The organism is Intrasporangium sp. (assembly GCF_036566125.1).
Classification (GTDB): domain Bacteria; phylum Actinomycetota; class Actinomycetes; order Actinomycetales; family Dermatophilaceae; genus Intrasporangium.
In genome coordinates this window covers 1-14,880 of the sequence record NZ_DATCWX010000228.1, presented here as the reverse complement: position 1 = coordinate 14,880, position 14,880 = coordinate 1, and the positions used below count along the sequence as shown (strand labels likewise).

Genomic DNA, 14,880 nt, shown 5'->3' with positions numbered 1-14,880 from the left:
CCGCGACATCGCCGGCACCGGGACCATCGACGAAGAGGGGCGCGTCGGCCCCATCGGCGGCATCAAGCAGAAGATGGCAGGCGCCCGGTCGGGCGGATCCGAGTACTTCCTGGCCCCGGTCGACAACTGTCCCGAGGTCGTGGGCAATGTCCCATCCGGGCTCGAGGTCTTCGCGGTCAGCACCTTCAAGGACGCGACCAACGCGGTTGAGGGCATCGCGTCCGGGCGGACGTCGTCGCTGCCGCGCTGCTGATCCTGTCCTCCGCCGATCGAGTGAACGGCTTTCGGGGTGTGAAGGCCGCAAAACGGGTTCACTCGATCGACCGTCGCGGTCGAGTGGTTGGATGGACCGGTGGACGAGCAGCCGGTCACCTCCGTGACCACCGAGCCCCTCACCATCGCCGCGCTCGACACGGAGCGTCATGTTTCGGCGGCCGGCTGGGACCAGCCGGCGCGCCTGTTCGCTCTGGTCCGCACCGCCTCGCTGCTCGCTCGCGAGCCACACCTGCGCCCGCAGCTCGCTCCCGCGGACCTGGCCGAGGGTGCCTTCACCGCCATCGAGCAGGAAGGGCTGCCGGCCACCTCGTCGCTGGAGACGCTCCTCGGCAGGATCGCCTGGCCTGACGAGGTCGACGGGTGCGCCCTCGCCGTCGAGCGCATGGTCGTGCCACCCGACGCGGAGCGGGACCTCCCGGAGCGGCCCGAGGCCGCTGTCGACGCGCTGGCCGCACACCCCGGTCGCAGAGACGTCCGCCTCCTCGTCGCGGTGCTCCGCGATGGCTCGTCGATCTGCCTGCTTCGCCAGCGCGAGCATGACTCCGACGACGCGGTCGCCACCGGGAACGACATCGCGCCCGGGCTGGTCGCAGCCCTGAAGGCGACGCTGGAGGAGTAGACGTACTGCCCGAGCGAGTGAACACGTTCGGGGTCTCAACCACCCCGAAAGCTGTCCACTCGATCGGCGCTCGGGGTCGGCAATGGCGCAACGTCCACGTGCGGGAGTGGTCGTTGGGCTGGGACCGGGCTCAGCGGCATACGGCATCGTGTGCACCGATGATCGAGTGAACACGTTCTGGGGTCTCGGCCACCCGAAAGTTGTCCACTCGATTGGGGGTGGGCATGGGTGCGGGCGGTCTCAGGCTGTCGGGTTATGGTTGCCGCAAGCGGCACCTCAGGTCCGCGATCTGCCAGCCCCAGCACCTCGAGGCGACCCAACGTGAGCGACAGCGACTTCGGCCCACCCCCCAAAGGCCCCTTTGGCGACGGCGGTGAACCGGGCGCGACACGACGCGCTGCGGCGCAGCGCCCCAACCGCAGCCCCCTCGTGACGGCACTCGTGGTGGCGGGTGCGCTGCTGCTCGTCGTGGCGACGCTGGCCAACTTCTGGACCGAGGTGCTGTGGTACCAGTCGGTCGACTTCTCGGGAGTCTTCACGACCCAGCTCGTGACGAAGGCGCTGCTCGGGCTGGCCGGTGGCCTCATGACCGCCGCCGTCATCTGGTCGAGCATCCACTTCGCCTACCGCCACCGGCCGATCTACGCGCCCTCGCCCGAGACGCAGGCCATGGAGCACTACCGACAGCTCGTCGAGCCGATGCGCAAGACGGCGACGATCGCTGCTCCGCTCGCCATCGGCCTCTTCGCCGGACTGTCGGCGGCGACCCAGTGGGACACCTTCCTGCTCTGGCGCAACGGCTCGCCGTTCGGCCAGACCGACCCGGAGTTCAAGTTCGACATCTCCTTCTTCGTCTTCGACCTGCCGTGGATCAACTTCGTCGTGTCGTTCCTGACGATGATCCTCGTGCTCGGCTTCATCGCCGCCGCGTTCACGCACTACCTCTACGGGGGCATCGTCGCGGGCCAGCGGACCCGCTCGACCCAGGCCGCCAGAGTGCACCTGTCGATCATCGCCGCCGCGCTGGTCCTCGTCCGCGCCGTCGCGTTCTGGGTGGACCGGTACAACCTGGCCAACGCCCAGTCGACCCGGATGACGGGTATCCAGTACACCGAGGCACACGCCTACATCCCGACCAAGGGGATCCTTGCGATCGCTGCCCTGATGTGCGTGGGAATGTTCCTCAGCACCATCTGGACCCGCTCGTGGCGGCTGCCGCTCGTGGGCGTGGCCGTGCTCGCTGTCGTCGTCGTGGCCGTCGGTGGGATCTACCCCGCGCTGGTCCAGTCGCTCAAGGTGCGGCCCTCCGAGAAGTCGCTCGAGCTGCCGTACATCGAGCGCAACATCGAGGCGACGCGGGCGGCCTATGGCTTCGACGACATCCAGGTCGAGCCGTATGACACCACCGCGACCGCCAGCCCGGGCCAGCTGGCACACGATGCCGCGACCATCCCCGGCATCCGACTCATCGACCCCAACGTCGTCAGCCCCACCTTCAAGCAGCTCGAGGCCTCGAAGGGGTACTACCAGTTCGCCGACGTCCTCGACGTCGACCGCTACAACCTCGACGGCAAGCAGACCGACACCGTCATCGCGGTCCGCGAGCTCGACCTGACGGGCGTCCCTGAAGGACAGCGCAACTGGCTCAACGACCACACGGTCTACACCCACGGATACGGGGTCGTCGCCGCCAAGGGCAACACGCGTGAGGACGACGGACGGCCCACCTTCTTCGAGTCGCAGATCGGCACGACCGGCGTGCTCGGCAAGTACGAGCCGCGGATCTACTTCGGGGAGTCATCCCCCGAGTACTCCATCGTGGGCGGGGGCAACAACGAGTTCGACTACCTGGCCGCCGACAACGAGCAGGTGAAGAACACCTATGCCGGCGAGGGCGGGGTCAAGCTCGACGCCCTCCGGCGCATCGCCTACGCGTTCAAGTACCGGGAGATCAACTTCCTGCTCTCCGATGCCGTGACCAACGACTCGCGGCTGCTGGACCACCGCACACCGCGCGAGCGCGTCGAGCGAGTCGCGCCGTGGCTGACGCTCGACGGGAACGCTTACCCCGTCGTGGTCGACGGACGGGTCCTGTGGGTCATCGATGGCTACACGACGACCGACATGTACCCCTACTCCGAGATGACGACGCTCGATGCCGCGACGTCGGACTCGGTGACCCGCACCCGTGACTCGGTCCAGGCCATCCGCTCCGGCCAGATCAACTACGTGCGCAACTCGGTCAAGGCGACCGTGGACGCCTACGACGGAACCGTCAAGCTGTACCAGTGGGATGAGAAGGACCCGATCCTCGCCGCCTGGATGAAGATCTTCCCGGGTGCCGTGACGCCTCTTTCAGCAATCAAGGGCTCGCTCATGGAGCACCTGCGGTATCCGGAGGACCTGTTCAAGATCCAGCGCCAACTGCTGACGAAGTACCACGAGACCGACGCCGCGTCGTTCTACGGCGGCCAGACGTTCTGGCGCGTCCCACTCGACCCGACGCGCGGCACGAACGCCGAGCAGTCACTTCTCCAGCCGCCCTACTACCTGTCGCTCGCCATGCCGGGCCAGGAGCAGCCGGCGTTCTCCCTGACCTCGACGTTCATGCCGGTTGGTGACCGCAACCTGCTCACCGGTTTCCTCGCCGCCGACGGAGACGCGGGCTCCGAGGACGGGAAGAGATCATCCGGTTACGGCCGGCTCCGGTTGCTCGAGCCGACGAGCACCACGGTGAAGGGCCCCGGACAGGTCTACAACGACATGCGGTCGTCGCAGGTGTCTTCGACCGACTCTGGGTTCGGAACCCTGGCGCAGTTCATCTCGACGACGGCGCTGCAAGGGGCCGAGGTCACCTTTGGCAACCAGCTCACGCTGCCGGTCGGTGGTGGGGTGCTGTACGTCCAGCCGATCTATGTCCAGGCCTCCGGAGCCGGCGCCTACCCGCGCCTGTCCGCGGTGGCTGTCGCCTTCGGGGAGAAGATCGCCTGGGCCGGGTCGCTCGACGGCGCGCTCAACGATCTCTTCGGCGGAGAGTCTGGAGCTGCGGCCGGCGACCAGGGCACCGACACCCCGGTGACTCCCGACGGCACGCCGACCGGCACACCCACGGGCACCCCGACCGGCACGCCGACGACGGGTCCGACCACGTCCGCCCCGACGCCGACCGGCCCGACGGCCACGCCCGACGCAGCTGCGCTTCGTCAGGCGCTCGCCGACGCCGACGCGGCGTTCCGGGCCGGCGAGGACGCCCTGCGAAAGGGTGACTTCGCCGCGTACGGCCAGGCGCAGGAGAAGCTGAAGGCGGCCCTGGCTCGAGCGGCGGCCGTCGCACCCCCGGGTCGCTGACTGGACGAGAGTGGGACTGATCGGGCACCTCGGACGCGTTGGCGAGCGTCCCTGGTGCCCGATTTGGTCCTCCAGTCGGATTCACGTAAGGTGGTGTTTGCCGACGCGGGGTGGAGCAGCTCGGTAGCTCGCCGGGCTCATAACCCGGAGGTCGCAGGTTCAAATCCTGCCCCCGCTACCACATCAGGCCCGGAGGTCTTTGTGATCTCCGGGTCTGACGCATTGGACCGCGAGACGTGACCCCCCGGGTGCCTGTGCGTCCGCCCGGGGCTGACTGGCGCCGCGCTCAGGCCCGGATGGACGCCCTGGGCAGGTCGAACCACCGCAGGTGGTCGAAGTCCGGGCTGATGCGGGCCGCGTCCCCGAGCGGGGGTGTGGCCTCGTGCATGAGGCGGGCGCCCTCCACCAGGTAGTCCGCGAGCGCAGACTCGGGGGCCCGGTCCTCGTGCCGCGGGTAGGTCATTCGACCGCCCTCGAAACCAACCTGGCTCAGACGCAGCGGCGGCTCGACCGGTCCACGTTTGTGCGCCCATCGCCCGGTCCGCACGTCGAAGTCGTAGTCACCGAGCAGACGCCAGCCGTCCCTTGCCACGAGGCGCACGGCCTCGAGCAGATACTCGAAGACCGTGTCCGAGATGAAGTAGTTGAGGTTCAAGCGGACCCACCCCGGCTTGATGCCCTCGCACCCCAGCGTGGTCTGGCGCTCGATCGCCCGCGACCGCTCGGAGTCGATGCCGAGCAGCTGGTGGCCGTAGGGACCCGCGCAGGAGCACCCGCCTCGGGCCTGGATCCCGAACAGGTCGTTGAGCACCGCCACGACGAAGTTGTGGTGCAGGAAGGTGCCCCCCTCGCGGTGCACGACGAATGACAGGATCGACAGCCGCTCGGCCTCTAGATTGCCCAGGACCTCGATCGTCGGCTCCCGCGACCAGGCGGCGAGGGCCCGCCGCAGGAAGTCCTCCTCACGTGCGCGGATGACGTCGACGCCGACCGCCTCCTTGAGCCGGAACACGAGGCCGGCGCGGATGGACTCGATGATCGCGGGGGTCCCGCCCTCCTCGCGGTGCGCCGGGTCGGTGACGTAGTCGTGGACGTCTGTGCTGACGTAGGACACGGTCCCGCCGCCAACGACGTCCGGGACGCGGTTCACCAGGAGCTCCCGACGGACGACGAGGACGCCCGGGGTGCTCGGCCCACCAACGAACTTGTGTGGGCTGAGGAACACGGCGTCCTTGCGCGCCAACCCCCTTCGAGAGGAGGCGTATGCCGCTGAGCCGGGTTCCGCTGGCTCCGTGGCGTTCTCGTCCTCCCGGCCCGTGGCTCCGTACATCGCGATGTCGATGTACGGCGCGGCAGCGGCGAAATCCCAGAAGGCGAGGGCGCCGTGTTCGTGCAGGACCGTGGAGATCGCATCGGTGTCGGTGAGGATGCCGGTGACGTTGCTCGCTGCCGAGAAGGACCCGATCTTCAGGGGCCGGTCGGTGTGCCGCTCCAGCAGTTCGCGCAGTGCAGAGATGCTGATGTGGCCGTCTGGGTCCATGGGGACGACGACGACGTCGGCGACGCATTCCCGCCACGCGAGCTCGTTCGAGTGGTGCTCATAGGGACCGATGAAGACGACGGGCCGTTCCTCGTCGGGGACGAGCGCGCTCGGATGCCAACGGTCCTCGAAGGCGGACGGGACCCGCAGGCCCAGGATGCCGATGAGCTTGTCGATGGCGCCCGTGCAGCCCGAACCGGCGAAGATGACGACCGTCTCGTCGTCTCCGCCCACCGCGTCGCGGATGATCCGGCGTGCGTCCTCGCGCAAGCGCGTCGTCTGCAGGCCGGTCCCCGAGGACTCCGTGTGCGTGTTGGCGTAGCGGGGGAGAACCTCCTCGCGGATGAAGTCCTCGATGAAGGTCAGAGCCCGGCCCGATGCCGTGTAGTCCGCGTAGGTGACCCGGCGTGGGCCGTAGGGCCCGGGGAGCACCTGGTCCTCACCGATGACCGACTCGCGGATCGTGGCGAGCAAGTCTGAGGTCGAGACGTCATCGTCACCACTCATTGGAACAGCATATGCCAACGTTATGCTAACTGTCACCTAAATAACGTGGCATTATCCAAGCCTTTGGCTCTGAGGTGGCCTCGGGAACGTTCGCGCGACTTCACGTAGGGTCAGGGCGTGACCTCGATCGCCTATCCCATCGTCGAACGGACCCTGCCGAACGGCCTTCGGGTCATCGTCTCGGAGGACCATGCCGTCCCCAATGTCGCCGTCAACCTCTGGGTCGGTGTCGGCTCCCGCCACGAAGCCCGCGGCCGGACAGGTCTGGCCCACCTCTTCGAGCACCTCATGTTCCAGGGCAGCCGCAACGTCGCCTCGGGAGAGCACTTCAGCGCGCTCATGAACGAGGGGGCGCGCCTCAACGCGACGACCTGGTTCGACCGGACGAACTACTTCGAGACGATCCCCGTCGGCGCGCTCGACCTCGCCCTGTGGCTCGAGGCAGACCGCCACGGCTACCTCCTCGACGCGGTGACCCAGGAGAACCTCGACAACCAGCGGGACGTCGTCAAGGAGGAGAAGCGCCAGCGGTACGACAACGTGCCCTACGGCCAGGCGCTCATCGACATCTACGCCACCGTCTTCCCCGAGGACCACCCGTACCACCACCCGACGATCGGGTCGATGGAGGATCTCGACGCCGCGACGCTCGAGGACGTCCACGCTTTCTATCGGGCCCACTATGGCCCGAACAACACGGTCCTCACCCTCGTCGGGGACCTCACCCCGGAGCAGGGGTTCGCCGCTGCAGAGCAGTACTTCGGGGGTCTCGCGCCGATCGAGCTGGACCATCGCGAGCGGTTGCCGCAGCTGTCGCCCATGGCCGAGCCTGTCCGGCTCGACCGGCCGGGGGACGTGCCGAACGACCGCATCTACGTCTCGTTCCGGCTGCCGGTCGACACGACGCCCGAGTACCACGCCTGCTCGATCGCCGTCGACGTGATGAGCGGCCTTGCCAGCTCCCGGCTCATGCGGCGCCTCGTGCGCACCGATGAGACGGCGACGGCGGTCGCGGGGTGGACGATGGGTCTCGTCGACGGGGTCGGTCTCGGGACCATCACCGTCGACATCGCCGCAGGCGCCGACCCGGAGCAGGCGGAGGCGACGGTCTGCGAGGAGCTCGAGCGGTTCCTTGTCGAGGGCCCTGACGAGGGTGAGCTCGAGTCCGTCATCGCCGACACCGAGCGCTCGTGGCTCAGTGCCCTCGCGAGCATCGAGGAGCGCGCGGACCACCTCAGCCACCACGCGCTGCTCACCGGCGACCCCTCCTACGTCAACACCTTCGTCGACCGGGTCAAGAGCGTCACCGCCGACCAGGTGCGGGAGGCGGCCGCGACGTGGCTCGATCCTGAGGCGCGGGCCGTCGTCCGCTACCTCGCCGAGGACGAGGCCGAGGTGGCCGCATGACGAGCGTCGCGCGCCCCGAGGTCGCCCCGCCGCCGCAGTGGTCCTTCCCCGACGCGGTCACCCACGACCTGTCCAACGGCATCCGGCTCGTCACCTACGACGTGCCCGGCCAGTACGTCATCTCCGTGCGTCTTGGCCTGCCCGTCCCGATCAGCGCCGAGCCGCGGGATCTCGAGGGCGTGGCCACGATCATGGCGCGGACCATGGACGAGGGGACGGCGGAGCACTCCGCCGAGGAGCTGGCCCGACTGCTCGAGCGCAAGGGGGTCAGCTACGGCGCGGCAGTGGGCGAGTCCGGCCTTACCCTCGACCTCGATGTCGTGAAGGGGAACCTCGAGCAGGCGCTCGATCTGCTGCGGCAAATCATCACCGAGCCCGCCTTCCCGGACAACGAGGTGGCCCGCCAGGTCCGCACCCGGCTGGCAGAGATCGACCAGGAGCGGTCCATCCCCGGCCACCGCGCTGCGCTCGAGTGGGTCGCCACCTTCTACGCCGACGAGGAGCGAGGCTCCCGTCCCACCGGCGGATCCCGGGAGACGGTGTCGAGGATCACGAGGGACGACGTCGTGGCCTTCCATGAGGAGCACGTCATCGCCGCCGGGACCACGGTCGCGGTCGCTGGTGACCTCTCGGGCCTCGACGTCCGGGCCCTCGTCGAAGGAGCACTGGGCGGCTGGCGCCGGGGGCCGGACCGCGCGTCCTCGCTGAGCCGGGTCGCGACGCTCGCCGAGGACCGGGGCCGGATCGTCATCGTCGATCGCCCCGGCTCCGTGCAGACCGAGATCGTCGTCGGCGCGCCGGGCCCAGACCGCTCGGTGGAGGGCGGCTGGGCCCCGTACCCGGTCATCGGTTTCGTGCTGGGAGGCTCGCCCAATGCGCGGGTCGACGCTGTCCTGCGTGAGGAGAAGGGCTACACCTACGGCATTCGCTCCAGCTTCCGCCCGCGGCGCACCGGGGGCGTCTTCCTCACTTCGGGTTCCGTGCGCGCCGACAGTACAGCGGAGTCGGTCCGACTGCTCGTCGAGATCCTCGAGAGTGGGCGGGACGGGTTCTCGGACCGGGAGGTCCGGTCCGGGGTCGACTTCATCGGCAAGACGGCCCCCGGACGGTACGCGACGGCGGACGCGGTGGCCGACGAGGCGATCAGCATGGCCCTCGACGGACGGAGCACCGAGTTCACGACCGCGAACCTGCGTGACCTGGAGCGGGTCGACCGCGCCCGGCTGGACGGCGCCTTCGAGCGATTCGCCGCAGTCGCCGGCGTGGCCCGTCCGGGCCAGTCCGCAGGCGCCGGCTGGACGATCGTCCTCGTCGGCGACGCGGCAAGTCACCGACCGGCGATCGAGGGCCTGGGCTTCGCCCCCGTCAGGGTCATCCGTGACTGATCGGGCTCAGGCCTCCGCCGCTGCGGCCGGTGTGCCGAGCCGGCGCAGCACCTCGTCATGGAGGAGTCCGTTGGTGGCGACCGCGTTGCCGCTCCAGCACCCCTCGCGCCCGTCGAGGCCGGTGAAGCGCCCGCCCGCCTCCTGAACGATGGGCACGAGCGCGGCCATGTCGTGCACCTCGAGGTCCGGCTCGCTGGCGATGTCGACGGCACCCTCGGCGACGAGCATGTAGGACCAGAAGTCGCCGTACGCCCGGGTCCGCCAGCAGTCGTCCATGAGGTCGAGGAAGTCGTCACGCCGCCCCCGCACGCGCCAGCCGGCGAGCGAGGAGTACGAGAGGGACGCGTCCCCGAGGCGACCGACCTGGGACACGGAGATGCGCTTCGCCGAGGACAGGGACCGGCCCGCCCAGGCGCCCGAACCGGTCGCCGCCCACCAGCGACGCTGGAGTGCCGGTGCGGCGACCAGCCCGAGCACGGGGCGGCCATTGTCGACGAGCCCGATGAGCGTGGCCCAGACGGGCACTCCGCGCACGAAGTTCTTCGTCCCGTCGATCGGGTCGATGATCCAGCGACGGGGGCCGTGCCCGGTCGTGTCGAACTCCTCGCCCTCGACGGCGTCCCGGGGGCGGGTCCGCTTGAGCTGCGCGCGGACCAGCTCCTCGGCCGCCCGGTCGGCGTCCGTCACCGGAGTCAGGTCGGGCTTGCTCTCGACGATGAGATCCGCGGCGCGGAAGCGAGCCATCGTCACCCGCTCGACGGCATCGGCGAGGACGTGGGCCAGACGAAGATCGTCGTCGTAGGAGGTCACTTGGCGGAGCCTAGCGCCAGCACCGACACCGTGGCCGGGAAGGCCGGGCCGCGTCGCGCTCATGAACTTCATGCCGTATGCCGCTGAGCTGGGTCCCCTTGCGCCGCAACGTTTCTGGGTGGGTTGCGACCCGCCCGCCCATGGTGTGGCTTGACATCGCCCCCCCAGGGCCGGAGATGGTGGAGGGGTCCGAGGCGTGTGCGCACTTGCCCCGAGAGGTGGTCGTAGGCGTCAACGCCGGCCAGTCCGGCGACCGCACGAAGACAGGAGTTCCACCATGCTGAGCTTGACCGAGAACGCCCAGGCCATCGTGAGGGGCCTGACCCAGGACGTCGAGCAGCCGACCGCGGGCCTGCGCATCGCCAGCGAGCAGGACCAGCTCGCCGTGAGCGTCGTGACGCAGCCCCAGCCGACCGACGTGGTCGTCGATGCGGGGGATGCCCGCGTCTACATTGCGAAGGACACGGCTCCGGTACTCGACAACCAGACCCTCGACGCGGCACAGACACCGGACGGCGTCGGGTTCACGCTCGCCGAGACGGTCTGAACCTCTGAGCCGAGCCGCCCGCTTCCCGGACGGGGAACGGGCGACTCGGTGTGTCAGTCACTGTCAATAGTCCATCGCGCTGGATCGACTCTGGAGCAGCCGGCGCAGCGACTCGAGCCGGGCCGGGCCGGACGGTCCGGCGTGGCCCTGCGCCACCCAGTCGTCGAGCGCGCAGTCCTCCTCGTCGTGGGTGCACCCTCGGGGGCATTCATCGGTGCCGGCGGCGAGGTCGTGGAAGTGGTCGATGATGCGGTCGACGTCGATGTGGGCGAGGCCGAACGAGCGCACCCCCGGCGTGTCGATGACCCAGCCGTCACCGTCGGGCAGGCGAAGGGCCACCGCGCTGGTCGACGTGTGCCGACCCCGTCCGGTGACCACGTTGACGTCGCCGATGGCCCGTCGGGCGTCGGGAACGAGGGCGTTGACGAGGGTGCTCTTGCCGACGCCGGAGTGGCCGACGAGGACGGTGACGTGGCCCGAGAGCCGCTCGTGCAGCTCCGCGAGACCGCAGATGTCGCCACCGTCCCGACGGGTGACCACGTGGTCGACCTCGAGCGGTGCGTACCTGGCGAGGAAATCGGCCGGGTCGACGAGGTCGGCCTTGGTCAGCACGAGCAGCGGCTCGAGCCCGGCGTCGTAGGCCGCAACCAGGCATCGGTCGACCATGCGGGGACGCGGCTCCGGGTCGGCGAGCGCCGTCACAATGGCGAGTTGGTCGGCGTTGGCGACGATGACGCGTTCGACGGGGTCAGTGTCGTCCGCGGTACGGCGGAGCACGGACCGGCGCTCCTCGATCCGGACGATCCTGGCGAGGGCGTCCGGTCCACCACTCGTGTCGCCGACGAGCGCGACCTCGTCCCCGACGACGACACGGGTGCGGCCGAGCTCGCGAGCCTTCATGGCGGTGACGACGTGCTCCGGCTCGGTTGCCGATGTGGTGGGTGACGCAGGTGGCGACTCAGCCGACCGCTGGCCTCGTCGCCCGGCTCCGGCCGGTATCAGGCAGGTGTAGCGGCCACGGTCGACGGCGACGACCCTGCCGATGACGGCGTCGGCGTGGGCCGGACGTTCCTTGGTGCGGGGCCTCGAGCCCTTGCGGTTCGGGCGGACGCGGATGTCGTCGTCGTCGAGGCCCCGCCAGCTCATCGAGCCGGCTCCACGGCGGGTGCAGGACCGGCCCCGACGCCCGCGGCGCGGTCGCCGGACAGCATCCGGGCCCACAGCCCAGGGAAGTCGGGCAGTGTCTTGGCGGTCGTGGCGACGTCCTCGACAACCACGCGGGGGACACGGAGTCCGAGGATCGCCCCGGCGGTCGCCATCCGGTGGTCGTGGAAGGTCCGGAACCGCCCGCCGTGAAGCGGCGCCGGGGTGATCCGCAGGCCGTCCTCGGTCTCGGTGACGGCGCTGCCGAGAGCGCTCAGCTCGCTCGTCAGGGCTGCCAGGCGGTCGGTCTCGTGTCCGCGGATGTGGGCCACGCCGCGGATCCATGAAGGAGTGGAAGCCAGGGCGGCGAGCGCGGCGACCGTGGGCGTGAGCTCGGCGGCGTCGTGCAGGTCGATGTCGATGCCCACGAGCTCGCCCGTGCCGGTCACGGTCAGGCCAGTCCGGTCGAGCCGGACGTCAGCGCCCATCGTGTCGAGGATCTCGCGCATGAGGTCGCCGGCCTGCGTCGTGTACTGCGGCCAACCGGGCACCCGGACTGTGCCACCCGTGACGAGCGCGGCGGCCACGAACGGGCCGGCGTTGGACAGATCCGGCTCGATCCACACGTCGAGGGCGTTGATCTCGGAGGGCTCGACGCGCCAGGTGTTGGGCTCGGAGTCGTCGACCACGGCGCCGGCATCCCGCAGTGTCTCGACGGTCATGCGGATGTGCGGCTCGCTCGGGACCGGCTTGCCGTCGTGGTGCACGGTGACGCCCTCGTCGTAGCGCGCTCCGGCAAGCAGTAGCGCGGAGATGAACTGCGATGACGCCGAGGCATCCATCGTCACCGACCCCCCGCGGACCCGGCCGTGACCGAGCACGGTCAGCGGCAGCAGACCGTCGGAGTCCTCGAGCTCGACGCCGAGCACACGCAGCGCGTCGATCACCGGCCCCATCGGCCGGACCCGGGCCCCGGCGTCGCCGTCCAGGCGCACCGGGCCGTCCGCAAGTGCCGCGACGGCAGGCAGGAACCGCATCACCGTCCCAGCCAGGCCGCAGTCGATCGCGGCGCCCCCGCGGAGGCGGTCGGGAGGGGTGATGAGCCAGTCAGGCCTGTCGTGGACGCTCCCGGGCGGGTCGCCCTCGGGCGCCACGTCCTCGATGCCCACCCCCAGGGCGCGCAGCGCATCCGCCATGAGCAGCGTGTCCCGCGACCGGAGCGGCGCGCGCAGCCGCGAGCGGTCGCTCGCCAGGGCAGCGAGGACAAGGTAGCGGTTCGTCAACGACTTGCTCCCCGGGAGCGTGACGGTGGCGTCGACCGGGGCTGCCGGGGTGGGGGCCGACCAGTCCCCTGGGACTGTCGTGGGCGTGGTTCCGGTGCTGCGCGTACTGGCGGGGCTTGCGGGATCGGTGGAGGGGGAATGGTCGGCGAAACTCAAGTCAGCTCACGACGTCCTGGGCTCGATGGGCTAGAAGGCGAGCCTCCCGGGCTGCTGCCCGTTTGGCGTGACGCGCCTCACGGCGCGTGGTCTTGGTGGCGTGCTGGGCCCGCCACGCAAGCCCGGGCTTGCCCGCGGTGTCGACACTGGCCAGCAGCAGGCCGCCGAGCAGGCCGACGTTCTTGAAGAACAGGCTACGACTCTGCGCGCGCTTCTTCGGATCGGTCTCGTCCCAGAACGCGTGCTCGATTGCCGTGGTGGGCACGACCGAGGCGGCGAGGAGCGTCGACGCCAGACGGGGCATCCGTCCGGTGGCGAGGAGAAACCCTCCGCCGACCAGGCTGGCGCCGTTGACGCGCACGAACAGGTCAGGGTCCTGCTGCACCGCGGATGGGGCAGACACGGTGTCGAGCAGCTGGGCCGCGCGCTTGGTCCGCGCGGCCGGATGGCGAAGCGCGTCGATTCCGGCGGCGATGAACACCGAGGCGAGCATGGGGCGAGCGATTCGACGAACGATCATCGGGATTCCTCCTGGTGTGGTGTCTACGTTATCGACATACCCACCCCGTCCGGCGCATCCGCCCGTCCCAGACGCCGCCCCACCCTCCGGCAACACACCCGCCTATCGACTGCCGGACCCTGCTGCAGGCGGCGCAGGCAGTCGATAGGCGGGTGTGTTGCGGGGTGGGGGCGCGGGAGGGCTGGGACGGCGGCCGACCCGCGGAGTCAGCTCAGCGGCATACGCTGAAGGCCATGTGTGGGAGGTATGCCGCGAGCGCGAGGCCGGACGAGCTGATCGAGGCGTTCGACATCGACGAGGACCGCTCCGACGAACCGACCCGCAGCATCCTGAAGAACCCGCAGCAGCCAGCGGCCGGCGAGCCGGACTGGAACATGGCCCCGTCGAAGCAAGCGCTCGTCGTCCTGACCCGCTCGCCGAAGGTGCCCGAGCAGGCCGCAGACGCTCCGGACCCCGAGCCCACCCGGCAGCTGCGCCTCCTCACCTGGGGCCTCGTGCCCGCCTGGGCCAAGGACGTCAAGCTGGGTCAACGGATGACCAACGCCCGAGCGGAGTCCGTGCTGGGCAAGGGCGCGTTCGCCAAGGCAGCGCTCGCACGACGGTGCATCGTGCCGGCAGACGGGTGGTACGAGTGGCAGAAGTCCCCGACCGCGGTCGATGCGAAGGGCAAGCCGCGCAAGCAGCCCTTCTTCATCCACCGGGCGGACGGCGCCAAGGTCGGCTTCGCGGGACTCTACGAGTTCTGGCGCGACCGGGAGCTGCCCGACGGCCACCCGGACGCCTGGCTCACGACGTTCACGATCATCACGACGGCGGCCGACCCCGGCATGGACCGGATCCACGACCGCCAGCCGCTCGTCCTCGAGCCGGAGCAGTGGGAGCAGTGGCTCGACCCGGCCGAGAAGGACCCCGAGGCGGTGCGTGGGCTGCTGGAGTTCGCCCAGCCGGGCCGGTTCGAGGCGCACCCGATCGGGCGCGCCGTCGGCGCGACGTCGAGCAACGGCCCCGGTCTGCTCGAGCCGGCCCCTCGTGAGGAGCTCGTCGGGGTCGTCGACCCCATGACGGGCGAGGTGATCGGGGGATGAGCGCCGTCGTGCGCGTGGACCCGCAGGTGCGCGACCTCCCTACGCCGCAGGGTCCGGGACGGGCGCACGTATGCCGCCCAGCTCGCTCCCGCGGCACGGTGGTCCTCGGGCACGGGGCGGGGGGTGGGATGCGCAGCCTCGACCTCACGGTCGCGCGCGAGGTCCTCGTCGGCGCCGGCTGGGCCGTCGTGCTCGTCGAGCAGCCGTGGCTCGTCGCGGGTCGCCGGGTGGCGGGGAGGCCGCCGACCCTCGAT

The 14,880-nt window shown here is 70.1% G+C and carries 12 protein-coding genes, 1 tRNA gene and 1 pseudogene; 9 read left to right on the top strand and 5 right to left on the bottom strand.

Features of this window, described 5'->3' with window-relative positions; translation table 11 throughout:
- The 4 genes from VIR15_RS13995 to VIR15_RS13980 all read left to right on the top strand — a co-directional run.
- Nucleotides 1-253 (top strand): S16 family serine protease (locus VIR15_RS13995; protein WP_331928657.1); only part of this gene is annotated, 253 nt, incomplete at its 5' end.
- A gap of 99 nt (nucleotides 254-352) precedes the next feature.
- Nucleotides 353-895 (top strand): PPA1309 family protein, encoded by a 543-nt coding sequence (locus VIR15_RS13990; RefSeq protein ID WP_331928655.1) that lies wholly within the window; start codon nucleotides 353-355, stop codon nucleotides 893-895.
- Between the two features lie 321 nt (nucleotides 896-1,216).
- Complete coding sequence (locus VIR15_RS13985; RefSeq protein WP_331928653.1) at nucleotides 1,217-4,243, top strand: UPF0182 family membrane protein; 3,027 nt, start codon at nucleotides 1,217-1,219, stop codon at nucleotides 4,241-4,243.
- 104 nt (nucleotides 4,244-4,347) lie between these two features.
- A tRNA-Met gene (locus tag VIR15_RS13980) sits at nucleotides 4,348-4,424 on the top strand.
- Nucleotides 4,425-4,529: 105 nt separating this feature from the next.
- On the opposite strand, the gene VIR15_RS13975 is transcribed toward VIR15_RS13980, so the two are convergent.
- On the bottom strand, nucleotides 4,530-6,290 hold the full coding sequence (locus VIR15_RS13975) for an aminotransferase class V-fold PLP-dependent enzyme (protein WP_331928651.1): 1,761 nt from the start codon (nucleotides 6,288-6,290) through the stop codon (nucleotides 4,530-4,532).
- A 117-nt stretch (nucleotides 6,291-6,407) separates the two neighbouring features.
- Here VIR15_RS13975 and VIR15_RS13970 point away from each other — a divergent pair, with 117 nt between their 5' ends.
- Nucleotides 6,408-7,697, top strand: coding sequence for a M16 family metallopeptidase (locus tag VIR15_RS13970; protein ID WP_331928649.1), 1,290 nt, complete (start codon nucleotides 6,408-6,410; stop codon nucleotides 7,695-7,697).
- Nucleotides 7,694-9,082, top strand: coding sequence for a M16 family metallopeptidase (locus VIR15_RS13965; protein WP_331928647.1), 1,389 nt, complete (start codon nucleotides 7,694-7,696; stop codon nucleotides 9,080-9,082). Before VIR15_RS13970 ends, VIR15_RS13965 begins: the two co-directional genes overlap by 4 nt.
- A gap of 6 nt (nucleotides 9,083-9,088) precedes the next feature.
- Here the strand turns inward: VIR15_RS13965 and hisN are convergent, their stop codons facing one another.
- Nucleotides 9,089-9,892 (bottom strand): histidinol-phosphatase, encoded by an 804-nt coding sequence (gene hisN, locus VIR15_RS13960; RefSeq protein WP_331928645.1) that lies wholly within the window; start codon nucleotides 9,890-9,892, stop codon nucleotides 9,089-9,091.
- Nucleotides 9,893-10,169: 277 nt separating this feature from the next.
- Between hisN and VIR15_RS13955 the strand changes: the two genes are divergently transcribed.
- Complete coding sequence (locus tag VIR15_RS13955) at nucleotides 10,170-10,439, top strand: Fe-S cluster assembly protein HesB (RefSeq protein WP_331928643.1); 270 nt, start codon at nucleotides 10,170-10,172, stop codon at nucleotides 10,437-10,439.
- Between the two features lie 63 nt (nucleotides 10,440-10,502).
- Here VIR15_RS13955 and rsgA read toward each other — a convergent pair whose 3' ends face one another.
- The 3 genes from rsgA to VIR15_RS13940 form a co-directional block, all read right to left on the bottom strand.
- The gene (gene rsgA, locus VIR15_RS13950; protein ID WP_331928641.1) at nucleotides 10,503-11,585 is read right to left on the bottom strand and encodes a ribosome small subunit-dependent GTPase A; all 1,083 of its coding nucleotides are present in this window, start codon (nucleotides 11,583-11,585) and stop codon (nucleotides 10,503-10,505) included.
- A complete protein-coding gene (aroA, locus tag VIR15_RS13945; protein WP_414654964.1) occupies nucleotides 11,582-12,865 on the bottom strand; it encodes a 3-phosphoshikimate 1-carboxyvinyltransferase in 1,284 nt (427 codons plus the stop codon). Before aroA ends, rsgA begins: the two co-directional genes overlap by 4 nt.
- Before the next feature lie 157 nt (nucleotides 12,866-13,022).
- Nucleotides 13,023-13,541, bottom strand: a complete 519-nt coding sequence (locus VIR15_RS13940; protein WP_331928637.1) for a DoxX family protein — start codon at nucleotides 13,539-13,541, stop codon at nucleotides 13,023-13,025.
- Nucleotides 13,542-13,774: 233 nt separating this feature from the next.
- Between VIR15_RS13940 and VIR15_RS13935 the strand changes: the two genes are divergently transcribed.
- A complete protein-coding gene (locus tag VIR15_RS13935; protein WP_331928635.1) occupies nucleotides 13,775-14,626 on the top strand; it encodes an SOS response-associated peptidase in 852 nt (283 codons plus the stop codon).
- Nucleotides 14,623-14,880 (top strand): annotated as a pseudogene (locus tag VIR15_RS13930) (alpha/beta hydrolase family protein); the annotation flags it as partial. The gene VIR15_RS13935 and the pseudogene VIR15_RS13930, both read left to right, overlap by 4 nt.

Excerpts from the sequence above, each read along its gene's own strand:
- rsgA (WP_331928641.1), bottom strand. The coding sequence starts at position 11,585 with ATGAGCTGGCGGGGCCTCGACGACGACGACATCCGCGTCCGCCCGAAC.
- VIR15_RS13965 (WP_331928647.1), top strand. The coding sequence starts at position 7,694 with ATGACGAGCGTCGCGCGCCCCGAGGTCGCCCCGCCGCCGCAGTGGTCC.
- VIR15_RS13975 (WP_331928651.1), bottom strand. The coding sequence starts at position 6,290 with ATGAGTGGTGACGATGACGTCTCGACCTCAGACTTGCTCGCCACGATC.
- VIR15_RS13940 (WP_331928637.1), bottom strand. The coding sequence starts at position 13,541 with ATGATCGTTCGTCGAATCGCTCGCCCCATGCTCGCCTCGGTGTTCATC.
- VIR15_RS13955 (WP_331928643.1), top strand. The coding sequence starts at position 10,170 with ATGCTGAGCTTGACCGAGAACGCCCAGGCCATCGTGAGGGGCCTGACC.
- VIR15_RS13935 (WP_331928635.1), top strand. The coding sequence starts at position 13,775 with ATGTGTGGGAGGTATGCCGCGAGCGCGAGGCCGGACGAGCTGATCGAG.